This window comes from Variovorax sp. CCNWLW186 (assembly GCF_037203865.1).
Lineage (GTDB): Bacteria > Pseudomonadota > Gammaproteobacteria > Burkholderiales > Burkholderiaceae_C > Variovorax.
In genome coordinates this window covers 171,169-196,272 of record NZ_JBBCBO010000009.1, presented here as the reverse complement: position 1 = coordinate 196,272, position 25,104 = coordinate 171,169, and the positions used below count along the sequence as shown (strand labels likewise).

The following is a 25,104-nucleotide window of genomic DNA, read 5'->3' as shown; positions in this document are numbered from 1 at the left end:
CTGGCTACTTCGTCATGCCTGGATGGGCGTCAGCAGTTTGTCGGGCGTGATGGGCAGGTCGCGCACGCGCCGCCCGGTGGCGTTGTACACCGCGTTGGCAATGGCGGCGGCCACGCTGGTAATGCCGATTTCGCCCACGCCCTTGACGCCCATGCGGTTGACCCGCGTGTCGGTTTCAGGCGCGAAGAGCACCTGCACGTCGCCGATGTCCGCGTTCACGGGCACGTGGTAGTCGGCCAGGGTGCGAGTGACGAAGTGGCCGCGGCGCTCGTCGAGCACCGACTCTTCCATCAGCGCGTTGCCGATGCCCCAGACCACGCCGCCGATGATCTGCGACGCCGCGGTCTTGGGGTTGAGAATGCGCCCGGCCGCAATCACCGCCAGGTAGCGCGGCACGCGGACGAGGCCCAGGTCTTCGTCGACCCACACTTCGGCAAAGTTGGCGCCGAAGGCGTAGTGCGACCAGGTGGCAATGTCCGCGCCCGGCGCGGCCGTGTTGCTGGCGCGCCATTCGTTCAGCTGGGCCGCCTGCAGCAGCTCCGCCACGCTGGGCTCGCGCACGAAGCGCAGGCTCACCTTCTCGCGCAACTGCTGCTTGGCCACTTCGCAGACCGCAAGCGCGGCGGTGCAAAAAGTGTTGGCGCCCCAGGAGCCGCCCGAACCCGGCGTGGGCGGAAGCGCCGAATCGCCGAGACGCACCTCGACCTTGTCGAGCGGCAGCCCCAGCGTTTCGGCGGCGGTTTGCGCAATGACGGTGTAGCTGCCGGTGCCGAGATCGGTCGCGCACATTTCCACCACCGCGCGCACGTCGAGGCCGCTGCGCGTGAGCAGCAGGTTGGCCGAGGCGCCGCGATGCGGTGCGCCGCGCGATGCGGCGCTCATGCCGTAGCCCACCAGCCAATGGCCCTGCCTGCGGCTGCGCGGTGTCGGGCTTCGGTTGCTCCAGCCGAATTTTTCGGCGCCGATGCGCATGCATTCGATGAGCGAGCGGCTGCCGAAGGGCTTGCCCGTGTCGAGGTCGGTCATCACGTCGTTGCGCACACGCAGCTCCACGGGGTCGATCTTCAGTTGCTCGGCAAGCTCGTCCATGGCCGACTCGAGCGCAAAGCTGCCCGGTGCCTCGCCTGGTGCGCGCGTCCACTTGGGCGTTTGCACGTTGAGGCGAAAGGCCCGGTGGGTGACCTGCGAGTTCGGCACGTTGTACATCATTCGCGAGATGACGCCGGTCTGCTCCACGAACTCTTCGTGCATCGAGGTGTGGGTGACGGTGTCGTGGCCCAGCCCCGTGAGCCGGCCGCCCGCGTCCGCGCCCAGCCGCATGTGCTGGCGGTTGTGCTGGCGCAGGCCGATCACCATGAACATCTGCTGCCGCGTGAGCATGTGCTTGACGGGCCGCTTGACCATGCGCGCGGCCAGCACGGTGAGCATGGCGTTGTCGCGCGTGAGAATCTTGCTGCCGAAGCCGCCGCCCACGAACGGGCACACCACGCGCACGTTCTCGCGTGGAATCTCGAAGGTCGATGCAATTGCGGGAGCGGCATCGCTCACCATCTGCAGCGAGTGGTGCACCGTCACCTTGCTGTCGCCCTCCCACACGGCCACGGTGGAGTGCATCTCCATCGGGTGGTGGTGCTCGATGGGCGTGTTGTACACCGCGTCGACGGTGCCCGCCGCGGTCTTGAGGCCCTGGTCGACGTCGCCGCGTCGCGTGTCGGTCTTGTAGCCGGCGTTGATGGCGGCCGGCGCGTAGGCGTTGCGCAGGTTGGCATCGAAGCCGATGCGCGGCTCGGCCGCGTCGTAGCTCACCTGCACCAGCGTGGCCGCATGGCGCGCCTGCTCGATGGTCTCGGCCACCACAAAGCCGATGAGTTGGCCGTGGTGATGAATGACGGTGTCTTGCAGCAGCGGCGTGGCGCGCGTGAAGCGGTTCTGCGGCGTTTCGGGCGGGGGCGGCGGCATCTTGGGCACGTTCTTGTGTGTGAGCACCAGCAGCACGCCGGGCGCTTTTTCTGCCGCTGTGGTGTCGATGTCGCGCACGCGCCCGGCCGCAACGGTGCTGCCCAGCGAAACGCCGTGCACCAGCCCCGGATAAGAAAACTCGGCCGCATAGCGTGCCTGGCCGGTCACCTTCAGGCGGCCGTCCACGCGGTCGACCGGCTGCCCGACGAGGGGGAGGGCTTGTCTGTTCATGCGGTGCTCCTGCTCGTGGTTTCCAGCGCGCGCACCACGGCGCGCTTGGCCAGTTCGATCTTGAAGCGGTTGTGCTCGAAGCCGGTGGCACCGGCCAATGCGGCTTCCGCCGCCTGGCGGAACAGCGGCATGCCGGGCTCGGCGCCTTGCAGCAGGGCCTCGGCCTCGCGTGCGCGCCACGGCATGTGGGCCACGCCGCCAAGGCAGATGCGGGCCTGGCGGATGCGGTTGCCCTCCATGTCGAGCGCGGCCGCCACCGACACCAGCGCAAAGGCATAGCTGGCCCGGTCGCGCACCTTCAGGTAATGCGAGCGCTGCGCGAAGCGGGCGCTCTCGGCCGGCAGGTCGATGGCGGTGATGAGCTCGCCCGGCGCAAGGTTGGCGTCGAGCTCGGGCGTGTCGCCCGGCAGGCGATGAAACTGCGCAATCGGAATGGCCCTGCGACCCGATGGCCCCTGCAGCTGCACCACCGCATCGAGCGCGTGCAGCGCCTGCGCCATGTCGCCGGGGTAGCAGGCAATGCACTTGGGGCTGGCGCCCAGCACCGCGTGGTTGCGGTTGAAGCCCTGCAGCGCACTGCAGCCCGTGCCCGGCTCGCGCTTGTTGCAGGGCTGGGTCACGTCGTAGAAGTAAGGGCAGCGCGTGCGCTGGCGCAGGTTGCCGCCGTTGGTGGCGGCATTGCGCAACTGGCCCGAGGCGCCCGCAAGAATGGCTTGCGCCACCAGCGGATAGCGCGTGCGCAGCTGGGGGTGGCTGGCCGTCTCGCTGTTGCGCGCCAATGCGCCCAGCCGCAGGCCGCCCGCGGGCTGCGCCTCTATGGCCGCGAGCGGCAGGCGGTTGATGTCCACGAGTTGGTCCGGCGCTTCCACGCCTTCCTTCATCAGGTCGACAAGGTTGGTGCCGCCGGCCAGGAACCTCGCGCCCGGCTGGCTGGCCGCCTGCACGGCCGTGTTCACATCGGTGGCGCGGGTGAATGCAAAGGGCTTCATGCGCGGCTCCTTCGGGGCATCAAGCTCACTTCGCGCACCGCGGCCACGATGCCGGGGTAGGCGCCGCAGCGGCAGATGTTGCCCGACATGCGCTCGCGAATTTCCGCATCGCTGAGCGGCGCCACGGGCCCGGTGCGCCGCACGTCGGCCGTGACATGGCTTGGCGCACCTTGCTCGGCTTCGCGCAGCATGCCGACAGCCGAGCAGATTTGCCCCGAGGTGCAATAGCCGCACTGAAAGCCGTCGTGCTTGATGAGCGCGGCCTGCATCGGATGCAGCTCGTCACCGCGCGCCAGCCCTTCGATGGTCGTGACCTCCGCTCCGTCGTAAGACAGCGCCAGCGCCAGGCAAGAGTTGATGCGCCGCCCGTTGATGAGCACCGTGCACGCGCCGCATTGGCCGTGGTCGCAGCCTTTCTTCGTACCCGGCAGCGCCATCTGCTCGCGCAGCAAGTCGAGCAGCGTTGTGCGCGGGTCGACCTGCAGCGCATGGCTCTTGCCATTGACGCGCAGCGCCAGCGGCACGGAAGAAGAGGGCGGCTGCACCGCATTGGCCCCTGCCGGTGCAGCGGCTGCTGCTGACGCAGCCATGGGCGCGGAAGCCAGCACGCCGGCAATGCCGGTCGCCCCGCCCTCTGCAATGAAGGCGCGCCGTGTCAATTGGCCTGCGGGTGATGGAAGAAGGGTTGGGTCAGGCAAGCCGTCGGCCGGCCGTTCATCGGAGAGGAGAGATGTCATCGTGTGTGGCAACTGCTGGTCGATCGATGAAGAAAAAGGACCTCGTTCGCTGCACGGGTGTGCGCCCATGTGCGCTTTCAGAGGCTTCGACGTTCCAGCTTAGCTATCGATAACTTGTTGCAGGCATCGGTTTTTTTTATACCTGCGGGGTGCGCGTCAGTCGCCGCCGCCACCGCAGCCGCTGCGCTCCAGCACCGGCAGCAATTGCGGCCCCAGCGACTTGAGCAGCTGCGTTGGCAGCGCGCTGGTGAACTTGTAGCGCGCGGCATGGGGCTCGTGCACGTAGGCCATGATGGTGCCGAAGTAGCGGTCGCCAATGGTGAACGCGAAGGTCGCCGAGCGGCTGATCTTGCGCCCCCCAGATTTGCGCCCGCCGCCGGTGTGGCCGTAGCGATGGTCGCCTGTGCCGGTCTTGCCGCCCACTTCGAGCGCGCGGCCGTTCGCATCCACCAGCACGCCCTTCAGGCGGCGGGCCGTGCCGTCTTGCACCACCTGGACCAGCGCTTGGCGCACGGTGGCGGCCACCTCGGCGGGCAGCACCTGCTCGGCACTGGCGTTGCGCGGCTCCAGCCGTGTTTCATAAGGCGTGTCGCGCGCAAAGTGCAATGAGCCCACGCGCTGCACCGGCTGGCGCATGCCGTCGCCGGCGATGATGCCCATCAGCTCCGCCAGCGCAGCGGGCCGGTCGCCCGATGCGCCAATCGCGCTTGCGTATGAAGGCGTGAGCGATTCGAACGGATAGCCCAGGCGTTGCCATGAGCGGTGGATCTGCGCGAACGCGTCGATCTCGATCAGCTCGCGCAGGCGCGTGTCTTGCGCGCTCTTGTGGCGCGTCTTGAAGAGCCAGGCGTAGACCTCTTGCCGTTCGCTGGTGCTCGCGTTCAACACATCGGTCAGCGTGGCGCCGGGGTGCTTTTGCAAATAGCCCACCAGCCACAGCTCCAGCGGATGCACGCGCGCCACGTAGCCGCGGTCTGCCAGCGACAGGTTGGCGTAGGTGGTGCGCAGCGCCCGCAATTCGCGCGGCGAGCCGTCGTATCCGCGGCCCAGCTTCTGCGTGAGCAGTTCTTCGAGCCGAGCCTCGTCGGCCTCAGGCTCCACGGTGAACAGCACGCTGGCCAGGCGCGGCGCCGAAGGCCTTACGCCGCGCAGCAGCAAGGCCTGGGCATCGGCGGCCGGCAGGCGCTGGTACTTGCGATAGAAGCGCATCAAAAAGGCCGAGCCTTCGCGGTCCGCAAAGCGCACGAGCAGTTCGCGCCGCCGCGGGTCGGCCGGGTCTTTGAGCAGTTGCTCCGCGTCTGACTCGCCGCCGAACATGCGGTGGCGCACCACGTCGCGCATCAGGCGAATGAACACCAGGTTGATCGAATGCTTGAAGCCTTCGCGCACGGTGATGAACTCGTTGTTGCGCGAGCGCTCGAAATTTTCGAACTGGTGCAGGCCGCCGCCGGTAAAGAAAGCTTCGCCCGGGTTGGCCGAATACTTTCGCTCCATGGCCGCTTCGAGCATGGGCGCCAGGCGCTTGTCCTTGGCGCGCAACAGGTACTGCCGCGCCCACACGCCCAGCGGGTCGCGCGGGCTGGGCGCCAGTGCCGTGAGCTGCGCGGTGCCCAAGCCGGCCCAGCTGGCGTGCAGCTCGGCCACCAGCTCGAGGTAGCTCACCAGCGTGCGCAGCTTGGCGGTGGAGCCCAGGTCAAGCCGCGCGCCCTGGTTCACGTCGAAAGGCTGGTCGATGCTGTCTGCCTGAACCCGCAGCAGGCTGCCCTGCGGGCCGCGCTCGAACAGCGTGAAGCTGTAGACCAGCGGGCTCGGGTCGGCACCCGCATCCAGCAGGTGCGGGCCGTACAACCCCGCCGCCTTGACTGCGGCCGGCATGCGCAGGCCGGCCAGCACCCGCGCAGCCAGCGTTTGCGCTTCGCCGTCCAGGCTGGTTTCGGCCTCCAGGTCGAGCCGCTCCAGGTCGTAGGCGCGCGGCACGTCGAGCAGGGTGGAAATGTGGGTGCGCAGCGCGCTCGTGGCCTTGCGCTGAACGAAGTCTGGCCGCGCGGTCGGGGGCAGCTCGGGCCGCAGGTGCAAGGGCAGGGGCAACGCCGCATCGCGCAGCGTGGGCGAAATAACGCCCGCCTCGGCCATCAGCCGCAGGTAGCTGTTGGTGAGCCGACCCAGGCTTGCGCCGTCGCCCAGCAGGTGCTGCGACGGGCGGCGCTGCGCAATCATCAGCGACAGCGCCTGCTTGAAGGCCTGCGCCTGGCGCCGCAGCGCATCGGGCGTGGGGGCGGCGCCCTCCGCCTGGTCGGCCAGCAGGCGGTTTACCTCCCGAAAGTCGCGCCCGTACCAGGCCCAGAGCCCGTCGCCCATGCCGTGCACCTCGCCCATGCCCGGGCGCGCGGCCAGCGGCACCGTGTCGAGGTAGTCGACCACGATCTGCCGGCGCCGCGCCAGCGTGTCGTCGCTGTCTTGATAGGCCCGCACAGATGCAGACGCCATTTGCCGCAGCTTTTCGCGCACCGAGCCCGTGCGGCCGTGCGGCGAATGGCGGTACTTTTCGATTTGCGTGGCCAGCGTGCTGCCGCCCGTGGCCGACTGGCTTGGGCTGAACACCCGCAGCCCGTGCTCCAGCGCGGCTTTGGCAAAGCGTTCGGGGTCGAGTGCCGGGTTGCGCTGCGGCGGCTCCGCGTCGAGCAGGTGGCGGTCTTCGACGAACAGCAGGCTGCTCACCAGCAGCGGCGGCACCTCTTCAAAGCGCTCGTACGCGCGCTGCGGCACCCGCGTGTGCAGCAGCGCCGTGTTGCGGCAGTCGCGCACCGTAAGGCCAGCCTGGTTCTTTTCGCGGTAGGGCGTAAACAGCCCGTGCTCCTGCAGCTCGATGAGCCGCGGCGACATGCGCGCCTGCCGGGTGATGGTGAAGCCGAGCGGCCCAAGCCGCTCGATGAAGCGGGGCAGATCGTGATAGCCCATTCGCTCGTCATAAGGCCCCGTTTGCGGAAAGCGAATCGCGTTGCTCGGGCCCGAATCGACGCTGAAGGTGGCGCCGGCAGAAAAGTCGCGCCACATGGCCGATTGCAGCCGCGAAGTCTTCAGTTCGTCTACCACCAGAAAGCCACCGAGCGCACCCAGCACGGCGAGCCCAGTGCCGATCCAGAAGACCTTCTTGAACCTTGTCATGCTCTGCCTCGCACACAGTCTGCTACGCGGGTTCGCCCAAGGCGATGATGCGCCTTTGGCAGCAGTTTGTGTGGTGCGAGGCAGCCTGAAACGAGGGAGAACTACCTATTGGGAATTTGCGGTGCGCCGGCATACAAATGCGGGTTGCCGCAGGGCTTGAAAAACAGGCGTCAGCCCACCGCCTTGATGAGTCGCTCGCGCCCCGCCTTGGCCAGCATCGACGCCACCGCGCAAGAGGCCAGGCGCGCCGGCTCCGAGTCGGCCCGGCTCGTCAGGATGACCGGCACCCGCGTGCCCAGCACAATGCCCGCCGCATACGCCCCGCCCAGAAAGGTGAGGCTCTTTGCCAACATGTTGCCCGCGTCCAGGCTGGGCACGATCAGCACATTGGCGCGGCCCGCCACCGGCGACACGATGCCCTTGATGCGCGCCGCCTCTGGGTCAATGGCGTTGTCCATGGCCAACGGCCCGTCGACCTCTGCGCCGGTAATCTGCCCGCGGTCGGCCATCTTGCACAGCACGGCCGCGTCGAGCGTGGAGGGCACCTTGGTGTTGACCGTTTCCGTGGCCGAGAGAATCGCCACCCGCACCGCAGGCATCTGCAGCGCATGCGCAAGGTCGATCGCGTTCTGCACGATGTCGACCTTTTCGTCGAGCGTGGGCGCAATGTTGATGGCCGCGTCAGAAATGATGAGCGGCTGCGGGTGCCCCGGAACGTCCATCACAAAGCAGTGACTGATGCGCCGCGACGTGCGCAGCCCACCCTCGCGCCGCACCACCGCGCCCATCAACTCATCGGTGTGCAGGCTGCCCTTCATCAACGCATCGACCTCGCCGCGCAAGGCCATGGCCACGGCCGCATCGGCTGCGGCGTGGCTGTGGGGAGCGTCGACGATGGGGATGTTGGAAAGGTCTGCATTGGCCTCGCGTGCTGCGGCTTCGATCTTTGCGCGCGGGCCGATGAGCGTGGGGGCGATGAGGCCGAGTGCGGCCGATGCGAGGGCTGCTTCGAGGGAGACGGCGTTGGCTGGGTGGACGACTGCGACGCGCAGGGGTGGGAGGGCGCGGGCTGCGGTGATGAGGCGGTCGTAGTGGGGGTGGGTGGTGGAGGGCGAGGGGGCCATGCGGGTTCCGAGCGTGGGTGGTTCTGGAAGTTTGCAGTAACTGACTGGAGAACTTCCGCCCAAAGCGGAAGGTGCGTCGAGATAGTTAACGATTGCCAATCTCACTGCAAATCGTTAACAAGTTACACCACAATGTGTCCATTCCAAGCAATGAGCACAATGAGTCCCATCCACGCGGCGCGCGAGTACGTTTTAGAAGCCGTCCAGAAGCCCGCGCTCGCGAGCGCTCTGCCTGATTCGATCAAGTTCAAGATCCGCAGCGCCGGCATATGGGTGAGCCGCTTCAGACGGGTAGGGGATTTGTTCGTATACCTGAAGCGATTTAACGGGAGTACGCAGGACGGCCTTTCTGAAGAGATGCGCGCGCTTGGGCTCCAAACGTTTGAAGACATCGTTGACCCCTTTGAAAGGCGATTCGCCGATTGGGTTGGTGATCGGTTTCGAGCATCGGATTTCGTCATCGGCGAGACGTACAGTTCGCATGACATCCTGATCTTTGCGGGGATCTACGACACCCGCACTGAGGGGATGCTGGTCATTGAATCAGGTGGTCAACCAACGGCAGTCGTCATCAAGGCGACCATGAGCGGCGGCAAGTACAACAACGCGTGGCTGGAAGAAGGCCAACGGCTGAAGTACTACCTGAAGAGCATCACTCGGAATGGCGTCGTGCAATTTGGGAAGCACTTCAAGCCCAACGCGGCGGTCTTGAACGTGCCGGGCTTGCCAGTACTCGCTTTCGTACGGCAAGCGGAGGGCGATCCATTTGTTTATGCCGGGGCTTTCTCGAATCAGCAGATGCATGAAGAGCCGGACGGTGCGAAGTGGTTTGAGCTTGCACTCACGGGCTCTGACGATTTGATTGCCGATGCGGTCTATGTGCGGCGAGAGTTGCAGGACCGTGTGGCTCAAGCCTCGACGCGGCCAAGGCAGGAGCGTCTCGCACGCTTGGCCAATGCGCCAAAGAAGCCCAAGATCATTCGGACCGTTTCAACGGCGTTTGTGAGAAATCCCGACGTAGTCGCCGAAGTCCTCTTTCGAGCAGAGGGACACTGCGAAGGATGCAAGAAGCCGGCGCCGTTTGTCAGCAAGGCCACTGGCGATCCATTCCTAGAGGTGCATCACATAACGCCGTTGGCGCAAGGTGGTGATGACACGGTGGGCAACGCCTGGGCTCTTTGCCCCAACTGCCATCGCGAAAAACACTTCGGCCAGCGCTAAAGCGTTTCGACCAGCCGCGGTGCTTTTCTGTGGCGCAGTGCAAACGTGGCGCTTGTCGCATTGCGGGATCATCGCAGCTTGGCCGATTGTTGCCAAGTTTGCTCAGGGCTACCCTAGGCATCGCCAGCACCGCACCCGACGTGCAGTCCCTTGTTCTGGTCCGTAAAGCACGAGGGCCTGGCGTTGTGCCAGGCCTTCGATGTCCGGTGGCTACACCTAAGAGAAAAATAAAAAAGCCCGCTACCTTTTGGATAGCGGGCTTTTACTTTTTTGGTGCCGGAGAGATGAATCGAACACCCGACCTTCTCATTACGAATGAGCGAGTGAAAGCATTCGCCTGCGTTGATCTTCATTGGTAAACTCCACCTCCATCAGAGGGAAATCCGGGGTTTGACGAAAATCTGCGTTGATCGGAATTCCCCCAAATCCGGCAAAAGTGGCTACATGGTGGCTACATGGATAGGAGCCAAGATGGCGCGAGCAAGGCGGGATGCACCTGTAGAACTGGACAAGGCCATAGACCTGACGGCCGGCGCCATTGAGCGGCTGGTGTGTCCGACGGACAAGCAGCAGGTCTTCCTGCGTGACGCAAAGGCCCCCGGGCTACGGGTGCGGGTCACTGCCGGCGCCAAGTCATTCGTGTTCGAGGCGAAGCTGCGACGCCAGACCATCCGCCGCACTATTGGCGACGTGCGGGCCTGGACCATCGAGCGCGCCAGGGTGGAGGCCAACCGCTTGCGGGTGCTGATCGATGCCGGACAAGATCCGAGGGAACTGGAACGTCAGGAAGAGCACGAGCGCACCGCCCGCGCGGCCACTGCCAAGGCTGAGGTGGTGACGTTCGGCGAGGCCTGGACCGAGTACGTCACTCGAGGCAAGCCGAAGAAGAAGGCTGCTTGGAAGCCCCGGTACCTGGCCGATATGCAAAAGATGGCTTCCCGCGGCGGCGAGGCCAAGAAGCGGGGCAAGGGTCTAACGCTGCCAGGCCCGATCGCGCCGTTGCTGGACACGCGGCTGAAAGACATCACGCCCCGGGCGCTTCGGGGTTGGCACAGCAAGGAGGCAGTGCGCGGTGCGGCCCAGGCCGCGCGCGCCGTGCAGATCGTTTCCGGGTTCCTGCGCTGGTGCAGCACCGAAGATGCCTTCGAGGGCTTTGTCGATCCTCTGGCGGCTCGTGACCCGAGGGTGCAGGATCATTTGCCGTCGGCCTCGGGGAATCGGCGCACCGACGCGCTGGAAGAGGGCCAGCTTGCCGCCTGGTTTGAGGGTATCGGCACACTGCGCAATCGCACCGCGGCCGTTTACCTTCAGGGCCTTCTCCTGACTGGCGCGCGTCGCGAGGAACTGGCCGCGCTCAAGTGGAGTGATGTGGATTTTCGATGGAAGAAGCTCACTATCGCCGACAAGGTTGGGGACACTCGGACCCTGCCGCTCACGCCCTACCTGTCCTCCATCATGCGTGACCTGCCGCGGATCGAGGGCAATGGATTCGTGTTCGCTTCTCCTGGTGCCAAGTCGGGCCGCATCGCCGACCCTCGGGCGGCGCACGCGAGCGTGCTGGAGCATGGCGGCATCGGCCATGTGACCCTCCACGGGCTGCGCCGCACTTTCGCCCTGATGGGGGAGCAGGCGGGATGCCCGGCCGGTGCCATCGCCCAGGTAATGGGCCACCGGCCTGGAAGCATGTCCGAGCGATACAAGCCGCGCACCATGGACCAGTTGCGCCCCTACCTCGAGCGGCTGGAGATCTTCGTGCTCGACAAGGGCGGCGTGCCGTTCGTGCCGGACTCCAAACTGGGAAAGCTTCGCGCTGTCGCCTGAGCACGCGCAGGCGATAAAATACAAATTCTTGTATAGTTCGACATGAAGCCAATCGAGTTTCGGGGTACCGCTCTGAGCGATCTGCGCAGCTTCCCGGAGACTGTCAGGGGAGAGGCAGGCTACCAGTTGCACATGGTGCAGAACGGGCTGGCGCCGGACGATACCAAGGCTGTGCCCAGCATCGGCGCAGGCGTGGTGGAGTTGCGGATCTGGGACCAGGCGGGCACGTTTCGCGTGATGTACGTGGCCCGGTTGGCGGATGCGGTGTACGTGCTCCATTGCTTCCAGAAGAAGACCCAGCAGACCGCGAAGCGCGATGTTGAATTGACCAGGAAGCGCCTGAAGAACTTGATGAAGGAGCTTGCGCCATGACCGAAAAGCAGCGATTCGCCAGCGTGTGGGATGCCATCGGGGACACGCCTCAAGAGGCGGCCAGCATGCGCACGCGCGCGGATCTCATGATGAGCCTGGCCGAGGTTATCCGCGAGCAGGGCATGACGCAGATCCAGGCGGCCGAACTGTTCGGGGTAACCCAGCCGCGCATCTCCGACCTGGTGCGCGGGAAGATCAACCTGTTCTCGCTCGACACCCTGATGGACATGGCCGCCGCCGCTGGGATGGCGCCGGTGGTGAAGTTGTCCAAGCCCAAGGCTATTGCGCGCCGCCCTCGTCGTAGGGTGGCGGCGACCGCCTGACCGTTTCGCCCCAGCTAGGCCGACGGGTCGAAGAGCGGGTCACCTTCACCCGCCTGCTGGGGCACCCCCCAATGAAGGGCGCGATGAAGGAGCGCCAATGGATGAACTTTCCCCATGGAATGAGGCAACCAACTTTCGGCTGGATGAAGTTGCATGCCTTATTGTCGGGCGGCAGCCACTGTCGAATAGGCGAAATCCTGATCGCGAGGATCTGCCAGCGCCCGCGGTTCCTATCTTGGTGCGTCTTTCGAGCGCCTACCTCGGATGGTTGATCCATCGCGATGGGCCAGAAAACCCGGAATGGCCGAAGGAGCAGCTATTGCAAGGGACGCCGAACTTTGACGGATCCCAAAGGACGTTCCTACAAGTAGTGGGCGATCAGCAATCACGCGATCTGCGTCGGATTTGCTGGGAGCATGTTGATCGCACGGAGATCGTCCGTTGGCTGCAGGCCGTTCAGATGCCATCGAAGTTCGACTTCTCCCCCCGTACTTGCGGCCACGCCGAGACACCTACCCGCGCGCCCGCGGCGTTCGTTGCCATGTCATCCAGACTTGCGACTACGGCCATTGAAGGTGCCGACGGTGCGCCAGAACGTGAAACACGCCAGACCGCCAGCGCGCCAAAATTCAGCATGACCAAGGCCGCGCTGATAAAGGCGCACGAACACGAATGGCCGTCCATTCGGCGAGATATTCAGGGCGCCAGCACAAACGGGCTTGCGGAGGCGAGAGCTGGTGCGAGGGACTGGAATGAAGCTGTTGCCTTGGATTGGGCGAGGGCGAAAGGCAAGCTGGAAAGCCCTGCCAAAGCTGTCAATCCGCTGACGCTGGCGATTAACGGCATGAGCAATTTGCCAGCGAGCCAGCACAAGATTCAGGGCTGATCTCCGAGGGTTCTCCGGAAGAACTTCGGATTTTCTTCGAGGTTTCTCCGCTGCGCGGATATGCAAAGAATGGGGTTCCATACATCGGCATTCGCTGGTGTTTGGAGCCGCCATGCAGACCGCAAACCTTCACAGCGCGACCACTCGCCGCGCTGCATCTGAGCCCCAGCAGTACCCGCCGCTGGAGACCGTGACCCGCCCCACGGTGCCGACCGAGCAGGCCGGCTATTACCTGGACCGCCGCCCGCAGACGATGCGCGGCTGGGCTTGCTTGGAGAACGGGCCGATTCGCCCGATCCGTGTGCATGGCCGTCTCGCCTGGCCGGTCGCGGACATCAAGCGTGCGCTCGGGGTGGCTTAAATGTCGGCCCCCCAGAAGAGCGAACGCCCGGTGGCAGCCGAGCGAGTCGCAGATGAAAACACTGAAAACGGCTCGATTGTCGCGCCGATGCAGGCGTTGGTCACGATGACGAGCCGCGAGATCGCGGATCTCATTGAGTCGCGCCACGACAACGTGAAGCGAACCATCGAGCGCCTTGCTGAGCGCGGCCTCGTGGCGTTTACTCCAATGGAGGAATCGACGCCGGGAGGCGGCAAGCCGACCACCGTCTATCGCGTGAACAAGCGCGACAGCTATGTGGTGGTCGCGCAGCTCTCGCCCGAGTTCACCGCCCGCCTGGTCGACCGCTGGCAGGAACTGGAAGCGGCGGCGATCCGACCGGTCGTGCTGTCGCGCATGGAGATGCTGCGCTTGGCGCTCGACTCCGAGCAGCGCGCGATCGACGCCGAGAAGCTCGCGGTCGATCGCGCCATCCTGATCGAGCATCAGAAGCCGGCCGTCGAGTTCGTTGAGCAGTATGTGAACTGCACTGGGAACAAGGGCGTGCGCGAGACGGCGAAGCTGCTGCGCGCGAACGAGCGCCAATTCATCGCGTGGATGGTTGGCCGCGACATCATGTACCGCCTCGCCGGCAAGCTGACCGCGTACGCGCCGCACCTGAACGCCGGCCGCTTCGCAGTGCAGACCGACAAGGCCGCGCGCAACGAACATGTCTACAACGAATGCAAGTTCACTCCGAAGGGCGTCGAGTGGATCGCGGGCGAATGGGCCAAGCACCAGATCCAAGACCAAGGCGGTGCCGCTTGAGCAAGCCAATCCCGTACCCCGCCGACGTGCGCGCGAAGGGTTGGCGCTTTGAGTTGGACCACGAAAAGATCGAGCAGTCGGCCACGTGGGCGCTCGCGCCGCCTGAGCTCCGCCCTTGGCTCCTAATGCTGTGGATGACCGCCTGGAAACAGACGCCGTGCGGCACGCTCGACGATGACGACGCACTCATCGCTGCTCGCATCGGCATGCCGCTGAAGACCTTCCAGAAGCACCGCGGGACCTTGCGGCGCGGCTGGTGGTGCGCCGACGATGGTCGGCTGTACCACGACACGATCACCCAGTTTGTGATCGACATGATGACTCGCCGCCGCAAGGAGTCCGACCGCAAGGCGCTGTCACGTGCGAAGACTCCCTTGGGAGTCCCGCCGTTGTCCCGCGGGACAACGGCGGGACTCCACCCTGAATCCGACACCGGAACCGGAACCGGAACCGGTAAAGAAGAAACCACCACCACTTCCCGAACTACGGCCGGAGAGGTGGTGGGGGATCAGCAAAGCCCAACGAAGGCAGGGGAGGTCTGCCGCGCCATCAAGGCGAAGAAGGTCGCCGACGTGAACCCTTCGAGCCCGGAGCTTATCGCCCTCATCGCCAAGGGCGTGCCCGTCGAGACGTTCGAGGCCGCGGCCGAAATCTGCGCCAAGGCCACCCCTCCCAAGGGCTTCGCCTACCTGCTCGGCATCGTGAAGCGCCAGCTCGGCGAGGCCGCGGTGATTGCTTCCGGTGCTGGCATGCCGACGAAGCCGTGGGACGCCGATCGCCCGAGCATCGAGGCCAAGGGCGTCGAGCTCGGCCTGGGCAAATGGAACGAGCACGATCTGAGCGAGAAGCGCGAGCGCTTCGACCAGTACACCGCCCGCGTGCGCCACCTTGTTGAAGGCGGCCGCCACGTGACTATCGACACCCCCTTCGGGATGGCACACCACTAACGCTTCACAGAACATGCCCCTATGAGCGACACATCGCAACAACTGGCGTCCAGCCTTCTCACCTCCCCCCCGAGGAATTCCCCATGACCATTGAAATGCTCAAGCGCGCGGTCGAAGTCGGCGGCGAGGCCGCTCTCGTTCTCCTGTTCCGATCAGAGGCTTCGACCGGAAAGATGTTTGAAGACCGGATCCCGCCGCTCAATCCGGCGATCGACACCTTGGAATGCGACTTCCATCTCCTGTATGGTCGCGCCGACCTCGTCATCAGCCATGCCGACCACAGCATCACGGTGATCATTGCCCGTGACGGGGCCAGCGGTCATGAGCACGTCGCCGCCGGGATCGGCGTGGCGTCGCTGTGCGCAGCCCAACTCGCCCTGATGCGACCGACTGCAGAGATCCGCAAGGCTTTGCTTTGGGCTTCGGCCGGGAAACCATTGCTCGACGGTGTAGTCGAGGCCGCCTGCGAGGCCGCGAACGTGATCCCGCTGTCCTGGTCGACGATGGCGGTACACCTTGCCGTCGCCGAGAAATCCGTCAACCAGTTTCTCTCCGGCGCCGCACACCGCGCCGATGTGCATCTGGATGCGGAAGGGGTTCACTGATGGACCGCGCCACGATCGAATCTAAGAAGTCGGGCGCCGACTGGCCGGTCATCGAGGCGGACTACCGCGCCGGCATCAAGTCGCTGCGCCAGATCGCTTCTCAACAAGGCGTGAGTGAAGGCGCGATCCGCAAGCGTGCCAAGAAGGAAGACTGGCAGCGCGACCTCGCCGCCAAGATCCAAGCCAAGGCCGAGGCTTTGGTACGCAACGAAGCGGTACGCAGTGAGGTACGCAGCGCAACCCGCGTACCGGAACACGTCGTAATCGACGCCAATGCGGTCGGAGTGTTCGAGGTTCGGATCAGCCAACGCACCGACATTCAGCGCGCCGGCCGCCTTTTCCGCTCGCTCCTGACCGAGTTGGAAGCCCAGACCGACAACCTCGCGCTGTTCCAGCAACTCGGCGAACTGCTCGACCAATCCGGACCCGACGAGAACGGCAAGCACCGCCGCGACCTGCTCAACGAGCTCTACCAGAAGATCATCAGCACCGTCGGCCGCGTCGACTCGTCCAAGAAGCTCGTCGAAATGCTCGAGAAGCTGGTTCGCATGGAGCGCGAGGCATTCGGCATCGAAGGCGCCGGCTCCAACGGCGATGACCCGCTGACCTCGCTGCTGGCCAGGATCGGGCGGAGCGCCATGCCCGTGGTTCGCGACGTGCCAAATGACGACGAGGAGGTGTCCGCGGCCTGAGCGTTGCGGTAGCGGTCAAGCCGCAAGGCCGCTGGAGCGGCGCCTCAGCAATTGTGAGGCTCGCCGACACCGCGCAGTGCGCGTAGCGCGGCAGGGTCAGGGGGTGTTTCGCCGGATCTGGTCCAAGGCACGCTCGGAGCCAACCACCGCCAGAAGTGACTTGGCGCGCGTGAGCCCGACATAGACGGTCTCCCACAGGGCTTCATCCACCACCTCGTCGCCCACCCAGAGCACCACGGCCTGCGACTCTAGCCCCTTGAACCGGCCTACGGTGTCCACTAGCACGGCGCGCCGTGCGGCATGGTCCTCAACGGCCAACTTTGCGCCGGCCGATTCGCTGCGGGCGAGCAGCAGCTCGTAGCCCAGCGCCTTCGGGCGTGCAGCGATCAGCACCGTCACGTCCTGTGTGTCGATGCCTTCGATTTGCACCCATTGATGCACGCGTCTGGCGACCGCGTCGGCCTGGGCGTCGCGCGTTCGCGCGCTGGTCCAGATTACCTCGGGCCCGTGCAGCTCCGGTTCGTCGATGAGCGCTCCCTTGTAGAAACGGTAGCCAGCCACGTGGATCGCTGATGTGTTGCGGCAGTTGACAGTCAACTGGAAGGGCTCGCCTTCCACAGGCAGCGCACCGCGGCGCGGGTAGAGCGCCTGGTTCTCATCGATGAAGATGTAGAAGTGGCCCGCCGCCTGGTCGCGCAGTTGCAGCTCCACCCCGAACCAGTATTCGTCGCTGAAGTCCTGGGCCTCGTCCACCACGATGGCATCGAAGCGCTCAGCCACGACGTCAGCGGCGAGCGCGAGTGCAAAGGGCATCTGCACATCAAAGCGATGCTTGTCACCGGCGCCTGGATAGGCCTCGGCCGCCTCATGCATCAGATCGCGTCCGAAGGTGAGCGCCTGGCGAACGCGCAGGTCGCACAACTGGTGGTAGCTCAGCGCGGTAATCGAGGGTTGATTGACCAGACCTGCTGCCAGCCAGTGGGCCAGTGGGCGGTTGTAGCAAAGCAGCAGCACGCTCAGTCCGCTCTGCGCAAGCTGGCGCGCCTTTTCCACAGCGATGATGGTCTTGCCCGTGCCGGCGCCGCCGGAGATCACAGCCCGCCGGCGCCCGCCCAGCACACGCAGTGTCTTGGCCTGATTGGTGGTCAGGCGGATGCGCTGGCGTTCTGCATCGTCCACGGCAGCCCTGAGCACCGGGCGTACTTCGATGGGTCGGCACAGGATGTCCTCGATGAGGCGCACGCCCTTGGCGCCAAGTGGGATGTCGGACGGCTGACGCCAAAAGCGCATGACGCCGTCATACCAGCGCGCCATCTCTCGAAGGTCCGAATTGACGCCCACCATTTCGCGCTGGCGGTCGGGCCCCAGCAGGGGCGTGGCGTCGCCAATGTCAGGAAAGAAGACGGCATGCCCAATGGTGAAGCGCCCGCCTGTCCACTGGCGCCAGTCCGTGTGGCCGGAAATCTGATCTAGCAGCGCGTGGCGCTCGCCGGAAGCCTGCCGGAAGGGATCCTTGATCGGATGGGGCTGCCCGTGGCGATCAACCGAGCGCCAGACGCCCGTTGCGGGATCGAAGCGCACGCCCCCGCCCTTGACCTCCACGATGACCACGCCGGCCCCAGGCGAGAGCAGCGTGAAGTCCGCCTCGCCTTCGGTGAGCTTTCCGCGTGCGTCGCGGTAGATCCAATTGGCGCTGTACACGACGACGACGTCGCGGGGCAACTGGTCACGGCATGCCTCGTAGAAGCGCGCTTCGGCGCGGGAGGGGAATGCCGCCAACTGTTCCGGGGTGAGCTGCGGGATCACTCTTGCCACAACGGTTCCTTCGACAGGATCATCTTGGCGGGATGGAACAGGCAGTTGACTTGACGCCCGCCTCGCAGGATGACATGTAGGTTGAAGAACTTGCCACGTTCGCGCACGCTGATGATGCGACCCGGGCCATCTTCAGGCAGGTCGATGTAGAGGTCTTTTTCGGGACGCATGGGCGCCACGGTGAGACGTTCGCAGGCATCTTTCCAGCCCACATCGAATCTGAACTGGTTGGTCAGTCCGAACGGATCCTGCACAAGGTGCATCTGTCGACGTCTGTCGTCGTGCGCGTGCTCGACGACACACAACCAGTACCGATCCCTTTTTTCGTGGGCCGTGATCAGTTCGCGCGGCGTGAGGGCGACACCTTCCTGCGTCCATGCCCCCGACTGGCCCTTCACCTCGATGTACTCGTCCTGGCCGTCCAGCGCCTTGGCGAGGATGTCGAAGCCAGGATTGTTGTGGGGCATCTCGGTCAGCGAGGCCCAGCGCGAGGCTTGCGTCTTAAGGAAATGCGCCACGGCAACGCGTCCTGTCGCATCGCGCGCTGCGGCGAGGGCGGGATCCTCTGTCTGGTCGAGCGCTCCGGATGCCGCGGGCGCCTGCACGTAGCTCAACAGGCGGCCGGTTTTGGTGCGCGGCGCGGCCGACGCGGGTCCGGTTGCGGGCATCCCTGGGTAGCTCCCCTGCGTGCGTGGCACCGTGGTTCCGCCAGGCGTGTAGGCCGTGTGGCCATTGCGGTGGGCGCCGTTCGTCTCGGAGGGAGCCGCGCGCGGTGTTGCCCCAGCTGTTAGCGGCGGCTGGACGGAGGCACTGGCGCCAGCCTGTCTGGCCTCCTTGGTGTCAGGGCCCCGCGCAGCGACCGAGTCTTCGAATAGCGCAGGCCGGCCAGTGGAGCGGTTGCCGTGCTGCGGTGCAGAAGCTGTTGTATCGGGGGGGGCTGCGCCCATCGCAGCGACGCTTGATTGGGCCACACCGTCCGGTCCCGATGCGGGCGCTGGGAGGGAGCTGCGCTCCCTGCTACCGGTGGCGGGCGGCTGGCTGCTGGAGGCTCCAGGCGCTGTGATGGACGCCGGTGCAGCCTGGTCATGCGTCGCGCTGCTCTGGGGGACTTCCCCTGGTGCATCCGTATGCGCCTGCAGTGTGAGGTCGTCATGACCGTCGGCATTGACGGGCGTATCGGTTTCGCTGTCGGAACCGCTGTCGGCCAGCAGGTCGCCGTCCTCGACAGCAGACTCGTTGCCCACGTCGTCCCCGGCGTTGACGGCCACGAGCAGGTCTGCCGGCAAGGGGCCGATGCCGCGCACGCTGAGGAAGTCCTCGATGCTTTGCGGCTCGTCTTCCAAAAGTACCCGGGCGAAGGCGTCGGCCGATTCGGGCGGCGCACCCAGGGCTTTGCCCAGTTCGACGGCCAGCCGGTCCTTCACGCTGGAGGCCCCCGCGCGATAGACAAAGCGCCCGTGCGCGATCACCGCCTCGGCGGTGGTCTCGCGCACGCGGTCGCCAAGGGTCACCTGCAACCGCACCACCGGCGGCGCATGGATGCTCAGGGAGCGGATCAAGCGCATTGCTCCGTTTTTCAGGGCCCGGTCAAAGACATCAGGATGGGTCGCGTACAGGATCCTGGCGATGTAGGGGTACGCCCGGCGCACGCGCGCCGTGAGATGCGCGTCGCAATCGCCCGACGCATCGTTAATGAGGTGGACAGTGATCGACTCGCTCAGGCGTGCCACGTCGGCTGCATCGAAGAGCCTGCTCAAGCGAGGGATGTCCACCGTCGGGATGGCCATGTAGGAGAGCTCTTCGTCATCCAAGAACAGGTCGCCGAAGTTCGGCGCGTCGTTGACCATGAGCAGCGCATCGTTGGCCACGAGTTCGCCGCGCTGGTTGATGAAGACCTCGTCATCCTGGAAGATGCTGATCCAGTCTGGCAGCTCGACTTCGCGTCCAAAGCGTGGTTTGAGGTCGCCGTTGACCTTTCGATAGATCGCCAGGGCTTCTGCCTGTCGGGCTTGAACGTCTACGATGCGATGGAGGTACTTAAGGGCATCCACCCAACTGGTGGTGGGAAGTTCCCGCGGCACGTGGAGCCGGTCCTGGAAGAAGCGGCTGAAATCTCGGTACTGCGACTGGATGGGGGGGAACAGGGCGTCGAGGAACGGCCGGCTTGCGCGCCACGTGAGCGCCGAAGGGCGGAACCACCCCTTGTGTTCCCCCTTGACCAGTACGAGCGCATCGGCCTCGAGGGCATCGCGGATCGTTCCGCCGTCCGAATCCCAGAAGCGCTCGTCCAGCGCGCGATAGATGGCCTGAGCCTGTTTGAGGGTGGTACTGTCGCTTTGCTTGAGCTGCTTGAGGCGTTTGATGAGCCCACTGGCGTCCACCCGATGCGTGATTCCGCATGCTTCGAGCATGGCTGGGCCGAGCGTCGCGTCGACATAGGGCAGGCCATCGCCCAGAAGCGCTTTGAGCTCGGACGTCGGGTAGTAGGTGCCCGAAAGCGCCACAACTGCTCGGACCCTGAGCGGCGCGGCACTGGCGCGCAGCGTGCGGATGAACTGCGAGTCAAGGGTCACGTAGCGGTTGCGGCCCTGGTGCGACAGGTAGGTGACGCGATCCGCGTAGTGCTCCCAGTGCGAACTGAGGCATTCCAGCGTGGCCCGGCGAACCGAGGTCTGAGGGGAGTGCAACAGTGCAAGCAGCTCGTCGCTGCAGAACCAGTTGAGTTCGATCTGCTGCAGCGCCGGTGACTGGCGTACCCCGAGCTGCGCAAAGAACGCGCGCCACGAATCCGCCTCGGCCTGCGGATCCGAGGCCTTGGAGTTCATGTACTCCGGAGATATGTAGCTGTCGGCGTCGATGGGCTCGGTCAACAGCGACTCGATGCAGAAGGGCGGGCGATACTCCTTGGCCAGGTACAGCTCATCGACTCGATCGAAATGCCAAGTCCCGTCGTCCACCGCCTTGGTACCGATCCAGATCGCCTCGCGCAGCTCTTTGTACGCATCGGCTTTTGGCTTGCCGGCCGCTGCTGCGCCGTCGAGGTAGTCTGCGAGCTTGTCCTTGATGTAGCGCAGGTGACCGACGAGTGCCGTGAACTTCGAGGACTGCCAGGCAGCACTCGCGTGGCGGGGCAGGATGTGCGAATGCACAAGGTCGTAGGGCTGGTCCGATCGAACCCCCATCCCGGAGAAAAGGGACACCACCTGCGGCGAGTGTGCGAGTGCGGCCTCGTAGAGCGAGTGATCGATGATGACCAGCTCATGCTCGAAGCCGTATTTTTTCCCCCTGCCCAGCGGAAAGAATGCATGGCTTTTCGTTGGCACCGAGAGGCTGCCGTCCGAAAGGGGCAGGCTTGGAACCTTCAGCAGGCCCGCCTTGATCAGGTTTTCCTGAATGTCTGCTAGGTAGGCATAGAACCTAGCCTTCCACTCGAGAGGCTGTGCGCTCAGCCACTCGCCCTGCGACTTGAAAATGAACACGACATCATCGGTGGTCAGGTCGCTCACGCCCAGCTCCCTAAGCAGCGGCGAGCCGCCTTGCATGCGCGGGTCGATGTAGTCGAAGCCGAGCAGCGCGGCGGCCACTGGTGAAGGAAAGAGGGCGCGAAATGACGCGGACGCGATTCGAAGTTCGTCTGGCTTCTTCCAGTCGCCGGACGCTGAGGGCAAGCAGGCCGTGGACCGAAGCCGCTGGACGATGGCGGCGCGAAGTGGCTGGAAGAAGGGGTCCGACACCTCGCCTTCAGCGGGCACGAAGCGCAAATAGGAAAGGCCCAGCGGTCCGACCTCCTTGAACTGCTCGACAGCGGCTGCGAAGGTGTCGGCGATCCCTTCGCACAGGAATCGGTTCCAGGGCCGGTCCGTCAGGAGTTCTTCGCGGCTGGAACTGAGGATGAAATCAGCCTGGATGGGAAACTGGAAGCCCATCGGGCGGATGGGAAGAAATGCAAAGACATTGGAGTGGGGCTCGGGGCTGGCTGCGCCTGCCTCGTCGATCGGAAAAGCCAGCACAACCGTGGATTGCGAGATTCCCTTCCGCTTCTCGTCGCGCGCCTCCTTGCCGATCGACAATGTCTGCGAAACGCGAAAGTACCGCAACTCCTGCGTGGTGGTTGTGCCATCGCCGGTGGTGGTCGTGGACGTCAATTGCGAGACGGGGCCGACCTCCTTTCTCGCGAAGGTGACGGCGGTGCCCTCGCGCTCCAGCGTGAGTTGCCGCAGCTTGTTGAGGAACAGCAGGAGCCGTGCGTCAAGCTCGGCCAACGTGGTCTGGTCAAAGACATGGCCCGGCTTGGCGGGCAGGACGATGGTCGTGCAGTCCGACCGCATGTGAGCGGCAGGCGGGCACCAGTTCGGCACCACAAAGCCCAGGAGATTAGACTCGTTGGTGCGGTCAAAGCGGAAGTGGTAGCCGTTGGAGTGGATCTCTGGTGCGTCGGAGACTGTGAACACCGACTTGAAGCCGATGCCCTTCTCGCCGATGTAGCCAGTCTTGTCCTTGGACTTGGAGGATGCGCCCACGCTGCAAATCGCCGTGACGTTCTCCTGCAAAAAGCCCAGCTCGTTGTTGACCACCACTATGCGGTGAGGGCGGACATCAAAGCCGAGTTCCGGCGTGACGCCGGCCCCGTACGCGTTGTCGTCGGCATTCTGGACAACCTCCAAAACAAAGTGCGACTTTTTGGAGTAGAGGTCTGAGGAGAGAAGCTTCAGCGCGTTGTTCAATTGCGTCTGCAGGTTGAGCGCACCCGCGCGCACGGACGCCGATTCGGTCTCGATGTCCAGGAGAAAGTTGTTCTTGCGGATGTTCTCGATGACCTGATAGGGAAGTGATTTCTCTTCGCTCACGGGGCTTCCTCGATGTTCAATGGGCCAGACTGTAACTGCCCGGAAGTGCACCAGTGGATAGCCCGACCCCCAACTGCGCAGGCTTGCCAACCCGACTCTCGGCACAACATTGAACGCCATCACTGGCGCATCGTCGCCATTGGGATGGCCGCATAGGGGCCAGAGCCAACATCCAACTCGCAGGCACGAACGTCGGCAGCCGCTGCGAAGCGGAGATCCGCTGCGCTTTAGCAGGTCTTCGTCATGCGGATGGCAATAGCGAGTGGTGGCGAACATCGGAACTGGCCATCGGATGTAGCGCCGCGGAAGCACCGCTACGGCGTCGGCAAGGATCAGCCGACGGCGCTGGCTAGGTCCCGAAGAGTAGGTTCGAAGTTATCGCCTGGCGACCCGGGCTGGTTATGGTTTCAAGTCGCCGGCTCCGAGAGTGCGCATGATCTCGTCAAAGCTTCGGTCGCATTGGGCCGCGAGATTCTTGAAATGCGCCCGCAAGGTCCCGTGTGTGGCACGCGCCTGCCGTTCTTCCTTCTCTTTCTCGGTAACGGAACTGTGGGCCTTCAGGATGCTTCGAAGGGCATGGAGCCGACTGAGCGGAGTCATAAGAGCTTTGGCCTCATCGACGGTGTTTCCTGAGACGACGACGAGCTCCGAGATTACGCGCAGGGAACCCCAACCTGCGTCTGCTTTCTGCCCCTTAGACTCGAGCAGCTTACGCAGGGGCCTGGGCTGGAAACCCTCGACCAGCATCTGATCAAAGGCCATGATCTCGTTGGCCCATTCAAGGACTGAGTCCGTAGCTGGGTAGCGAGCAGCGTCCATGTGGGCCGCGGATCGCGTTTGCCACCAGTCAGGTGGCGCAGCGTTCAGCTTCCCGATCTTGTACTTCAGCAGGTTGAGTGGGTCGTACTCTGAACTGAACTCGCCAAGGATGTCGTTCTCATACGCCCGTTTCGAGATGGTCCCGTTTGGCCACTCGTTGAAGGACTGCCAGTAGCGTTGCTCTTCGATCGGAAGGCGTGCCAGGTCACCGATGTAGGCATGTACCTGTCCAGCCTCGTTGATGTCGTAGCTCTTGAGATACCACGCGTTCCGGCACGTGATAGACCGATCGTCAAGGCTGTACTTCTCCGGGTCTGCCTTGAATCTGTGCAAGACATCGGGGCGGAAGAACGCTGGGGAGATTTCCCATGGCAACTCCGACTCCTGGAAGTAGTTGGAGAGAGACTCCGGTGCACACGACGTTTCGACCTCGCGGTTGTTCTTACGATCGAAGATCTTGAAGGTGGCGTACTCCTTTTCCCTCGTCGGGCTCGACTCCTCTTCCCACTCGGCAACCAAGTCTTGCACCGTGATCGCGGAGCGAACGATCATGCGCCCGTGGACGTAGCTGGCGTTTTGGATGCCACCGCCGTGATAGAACAGGTCCGGCGCCTTGCGATTGATGCGGTCATGATCTCCCCAGCCGCCGAATCCAGGGCTGTAGCGGGTGAAGTCAAAGAATAAGACCAAAGCCAAGTCCGCGAGCGCCATGTACTTGGAGAGATCTTCAGCCAGAATAGTGACCGCGACGAGCTTTTCGCTGCCGGGAGCAAGGTCCACACGGATGATACGGATGACGTCCTTGATGTCGCCGCGCGAGTCCAACCGGCAATAGGCATTTCGCTCTTCCACAAAGTGCAGGTCCAGCGCGTGAACGAACTTCTGACTCAGTTCAATCGGACGCTCGCCCTTATGGACCCCATGAAAGGTGCGCTGATAGATGAGCTTCTCGCCCCCGGTTAGCGATTTACCAGAGGCCAGCGGCGCCTCAAGGTAAACACGGTGACCTTCTCCACCACCGAAGCTCTTCTGGATCACCCAGGTTTCGTCGGTGCCCACGAAGTGGTTCATGAGATCCTGTTGATCAGCCGGCGTAACCTGCTGCAGGGGGGCGAGCACGCCATGGATGAGCGCCGCCGGCCCACCGGCATAGATCACGATTTCCTCGTTCTTGGCGTTCTGCTTCAGGAACTCGACAGAGTCCTCCGCGCCGACAAGCCACTGTGCTTCTCCTGATGCCGGGGCATGAGCGATGGCTTTCAGGGCCGCAATGTTGAACCTCTGTGCCATCCCGCGCATCCTTTAGAATTTTTGCATCCTAGCTTGCAGCGCATCAGGCGCCGCCTTCATATTGTCGCGCCTTCGCGGCGCTGCATTCAGGCGAACAAATGCGACGGCCTGCGA

The 25,104-nt window shown here is 64.4% G+C and carries 19 protein-coding genes; 10 read left to right on the top strand and 9 right to left on the bottom strand.

Annotated features, from left to right (window positions below):
• Positions 1-12: 12 nt before the first annotated feature.
• From V9K97_RS13730 to V9K97_RS13710, 5 genes are all read right to left on the bottom strand, one after another.
• The gene (locus V9K97_RS13730) at positions 13-2,190 is read right to left on the bottom strand and encodes a xanthine dehydrogenase family protein molybdopterin-binding subunit (protein WP_337318633.1); all 2,178 of its coding nucleotides are present in this window, start codon (positions 2,188-2,190) and stop codon (positions 13-15) included.
• Positions 2,187-3,179 carry an FAD binding domain-containing protein gene (locus V9K97_RS13725; RefSeq protein ID WP_337318632.1) on the bottom strand — a complete coding sequence of 331 codons (993 nt, stop codon included), beginning with the start codon at positions 3,177-3,179 and terminating at the stop codon, positions 2,187-2,189. The genes V9K97_RS13730 and V9K97_RS13725 overlap by 4 nt, the downstream gene beginning before the upstream one ends.
• A complete protein-coding gene (locus V9K97_RS13720; RefSeq protein ID WP_337318631.1) occupies positions 3,176-3,916 on the bottom strand; it encodes a 2Fe-2S iron-sulfur cluster-binding protein in 741 nt (246 codons plus the stop codon). Before V9K97_RS13720 ends, V9K97_RS13725 begins: the two co-directional genes overlap by 4 nt.
• Before the next feature lie 156 nt (positions 3,917-4,072).
• A complete protein-coding gene (locus tag V9K97_RS13715) occupies positions 4,073-7,081 on the bottom strand; it encodes a transglycosylase domain-containing protein (RefSeq protein ID WP_337318630.1) in 3,009 nt (1,002 codons plus the stop codon).
• A gap of 170 nt (positions 7,082-7,251) precedes the next feature.
• Positions 7,252-8,205 carry a bifunctional enoyl-CoA hydratase/phosphate acetyltransferase gene (locus tag V9K97_RS13710; RefSeq protein WP_337318628.1) on the bottom strand — a complete coding sequence of 318 codons (954 nt, stop codon included), beginning with the start codon at positions 8,203-8,205 and terminating at the stop codon, positions 7,252-7,254.
• Positions 8,206-8,364: 159 nt separating this feature from the next.
• On the opposite strand from V9K97_RS13710, the gene V9K97_RS13705 reads away from it, so the two are divergent.
• A complete protein-coding gene (locus tag V9K97_RS13705) occupies positions 8,365-9,426 on the top strand; it encodes an HNH endonuclease (RefSeq protein ID WP_337318627.1) in 1,062 nt (353 codons plus the stop codon).
• 113 nt (positions 9,427-9,539) lie between these two features.
• On the opposite strand, the gene V9K97_RS13700 is transcribed toward V9K97_RS13705, so the two are convergent.
• Positions 9,540-9,779 carry a hypothetical protein gene (locus tag V9K97_RS13700; protein WP_337318626.1) on the bottom strand — a complete coding sequence of 80 codons (240 nt, stop codon included), beginning with the start codon at positions 9,777-9,779 and terminating at the stop codon, positions 9,540-9,542.
• 37 nt (positions 9,780-9,816) lie between these two features.
• Here V9K97_RS13700 and V9K97_RS13695 point away from each other — a divergent pair, with 37 nt between their 5' ends.
• The 9 genes from V9K97_RS13695 to V9K97_RS13655 all read left to right on the top strand — a co-directional run bounded on the left by V9K97_RS13695 (position 9,817) and on the right by V9K97_RS13655 (position 16,219).
• Positions 9,817-11,247: a tyrosine-type recombinase/integrase gene (locus V9K97_RS13695; protein WP_337318625.1), complete on the top strand. Its 1,431-nt coding sequence runs from the start codon at positions 9,817-9,819 to the stop codon at positions 11,245-11,247.
• Positions 11,248-11,289: 42 nt separating this feature from the next.
• On the top strand, positions 11,290-11,619 hold the full coding sequence (locus V9K97_RS13690) for a type II toxin-antitoxin system RelE/ParE family toxin (protein ID WP_337318624.1): 330 nt from the start codon (positions 11,290-11,292) through the stop codon (positions 11,617-11,619).
• Entirely contained in the window at positions 11,616-11,942 is a 327-nt protein-coding gene (locus tag V9K97_RS13685) for a helix-turn-helix domain-containing protein (protein WP_337318623.1), read from the top strand. Before V9K97_RS13690 ends, V9K97_RS13685 begins: the two co-directional genes overlap by 4 nt.
• A 97-nt stretch (positions 11,943-12,039) precedes the next feature.
• On the top strand, positions 12,040-12,828 hold the full coding sequence (locus V9K97_RS13680) for a hypothetical protein (RefSeq protein WP_337318621.1): 789 nt from the start codon (positions 12,040-12,042) through the stop codon (positions 12,826-12,828).
• Between the two features lie 112 nt (positions 12,829-12,940).
• Positions 12,941-13,189 (top strand): hypothetical protein, encoded by a 249-nt coding sequence (locus V9K97_RS13675; protein WP_337318620.1) that lies wholly within the window; start codon positions 12,941-12,943, stop codon positions 13,187-13,189.
• Positions 13,190-13,975, top strand: coding sequence for a phage antirepressor KilAC domain-containing protein (locus V9K97_RS13670; protein ID WP_337318618.1), 786 nt, complete (start codon positions 13,190-13,192; stop codon positions 13,973-13,975).
• Positions 13,972-14,922 (top strand): hypothetical protein, encoded by a 951-nt coding sequence (locus tag V9K97_RS13665; protein ID WP_337318617.1) that lies wholly within the window; start codon positions 13,972-13,974, stop codon positions 14,920-14,922. Before V9K97_RS13670 ends, V9K97_RS13665 begins: the two co-directional genes overlap by 4 nt.
• 83 nt (positions 14,923-15,005) lie before the next feature.
• Positions 15,006-15,527 (top strand): hypothetical protein, encoded by a 522-nt coding sequence (locus V9K97_RS13660; protein WP_337318616.1) that lies wholly within the window; start codon positions 15,006-15,008, stop codon positions 15,525-15,527.
• Positions 15,527-16,219 carry a hypothetical protein gene (locus V9K97_RS13655; protein ID WP_337318615.1) on the top strand — a complete coding sequence of 231 codons (693 nt, stop codon included), beginning with the start codon at positions 15,527-15,529 and terminating at the stop codon, positions 16,217-16,219. Before V9K97_RS13660 ends, V9K97_RS13655 begins: the two co-directional genes overlap by 1 nt.
• Positions 16,220-16,315: 96 nt before the next feature.
• Here V9K97_RS13655 and V9K97_RS13650 read toward each other — a convergent pair whose 3' ends face one another.
• The 3 genes from V9K97_RS13650 to V9K97_RS13640 all read right to left on the bottom strand — a co-directional run bounded on the left by V9K97_RS13650 (position 16,316) and on the right by V9K97_RS13640 (position 24,990).
• Positions 16,316-18,034 carry an NERD domain-containing protein gene (locus tag V9K97_RS13650; RefSeq protein ID WP_337318614.1) on the bottom strand — a complete coding sequence of 573 codons (1,719 nt, stop codon included), beginning with the start codon at positions 18,032-18,034 and terminating at the stop codon, positions 16,316-16,318.
• A complete protein-coding gene (locus V9K97_RS13645) occupies positions 18,022-22,881 on the bottom strand; it encodes a sacsin N-terminal ATP-binding-like domain-containing protein (RefSeq protein WP_337318613.1) in 4,860 nt (1,619 codons plus the stop codon). Before V9K97_RS13645 ends, V9K97_RS13650 begins: the two co-directional genes overlap by 13 nt.
• A gap of 399 nt (positions 22,882-23,280) precedes the next feature.
• Complete coding sequence (locus tag V9K97_RS13640; RefSeq protein WP_337318612.1) at positions 23,281-24,990, bottom strand: hypothetical protein; 1,710 nt, start codon at positions 24,988-24,990, stop codon at positions 23,281-23,283.
• Positions 24,991-25,104: the final 114 nt, after the last annotated feature.

Excerpts from the sequence above, each read along its gene's own strand:
- V9K97_RS13690 (WP_337318624.1), top strand. The coding sequence starts at position 11,290 with ATGAAGCCAATCGAGTTTCGGGGTACCGCTCTGAGCGATCTGCGCAGC.
- V9K97_RS13725 (WP_337318632.1), bottom strand. The coding sequence starts at position 3,179 with ATGAAGCCCTTTGCATTCACCCGCGCCACCGATGTGAACACGGCCGTG.
- V9K97_RS13680 (WP_337318621.1), top strand. The coding sequence starts at position 12,040 with ATGGATGAACTTTCCCCATGGAATGAGGCAACCAACTTTCGGCTGGAT.
- V9K97_RS13730 (WP_337318633.1), bottom strand. The coding sequence starts at position 2,190 with ATGAACAGACAAGCCCTCCCCCTCGTCGGGCAGCCGGTCGACCGCGTG.
- V9K97_RS13720 (WP_337318631.1), bottom strand. The coding sequence starts at position 3,916 with ATGACATCTCTCCTCTCCGATGAACGGCCGGCCGACGGCTTGCCTGAC.
- V9K97_RS13685 (WP_337318623.1), top strand. The coding sequence starts at position 11,616 with ATGACCGAAAAGCAGCGATTCGCCAGCGTGTGGGATGCCATCGGGGAC.
- V9K97_RS13660 (WP_337318616.1), top strand. The coding sequence starts at position 15,006 with ATGACCATTGAAATGCTCAAGCGCGCGGTCGAAGTCGGCGGCGAGGCC.
- V9K97_RS13710 (WP_337318628.1), bottom strand. The coding sequence starts at position 8,205 with ATGGCCCCCTCGCCCTCCACCACCCACCCCCACTACGACCGCCTCATC.
- V9K97_RS13715 (WP_337318630.1), bottom strand. The coding sequence starts at position 7,081 with ATGACAAGGTTCAAGAAGGTCTTCTGGATCGGCACTGGGCTCGCCGTG.
- V9K97_RS13700 (WP_337318626.1), bottom strand. The coding sequence starts at position 9,779 with ATGAAGATCAACGCAGGCGAATGCTTTCACTCGCTCATTCGTAATGAG.
- V9K97_RS13655 (WP_337318615.1), top strand. The coding sequence starts at position 15,527 with ATGGACCGCGCCACGATCGAATCTAAGAAGTCGGGCGCCGACTGGCCG.
- V9K97_RS13670 (WP_337318618.1), top strand. The coding sequence starts at position 13,190 with ATGTCGGCCCCCCAGAAGAGCGAACGCCCGGTGGCAGCCGAGCGAGTC.
- V9K97_RS13705 (WP_337318627.1), top strand. The coding sequence starts at position 8,365 with ATGAGTCCCATCCACGCGGCGCGCGAGTACGTTTTAGAAGCCGTCCAG.
- V9K97_RS13640 (WP_337318612.1), bottom strand. The coding sequence starts at position 24,990 with ATGGCACAGAGGTTCAACATTGCGGCCCTGAAAGCCATCGCTCATGCC.
- V9K97_RS13675 (WP_337318620.1), top strand. The coding sequence starts at position 12,941 with ATGCAGACCGCAAACCTTCACAGCGCGACCACTCGCCGCGCTGCATCT.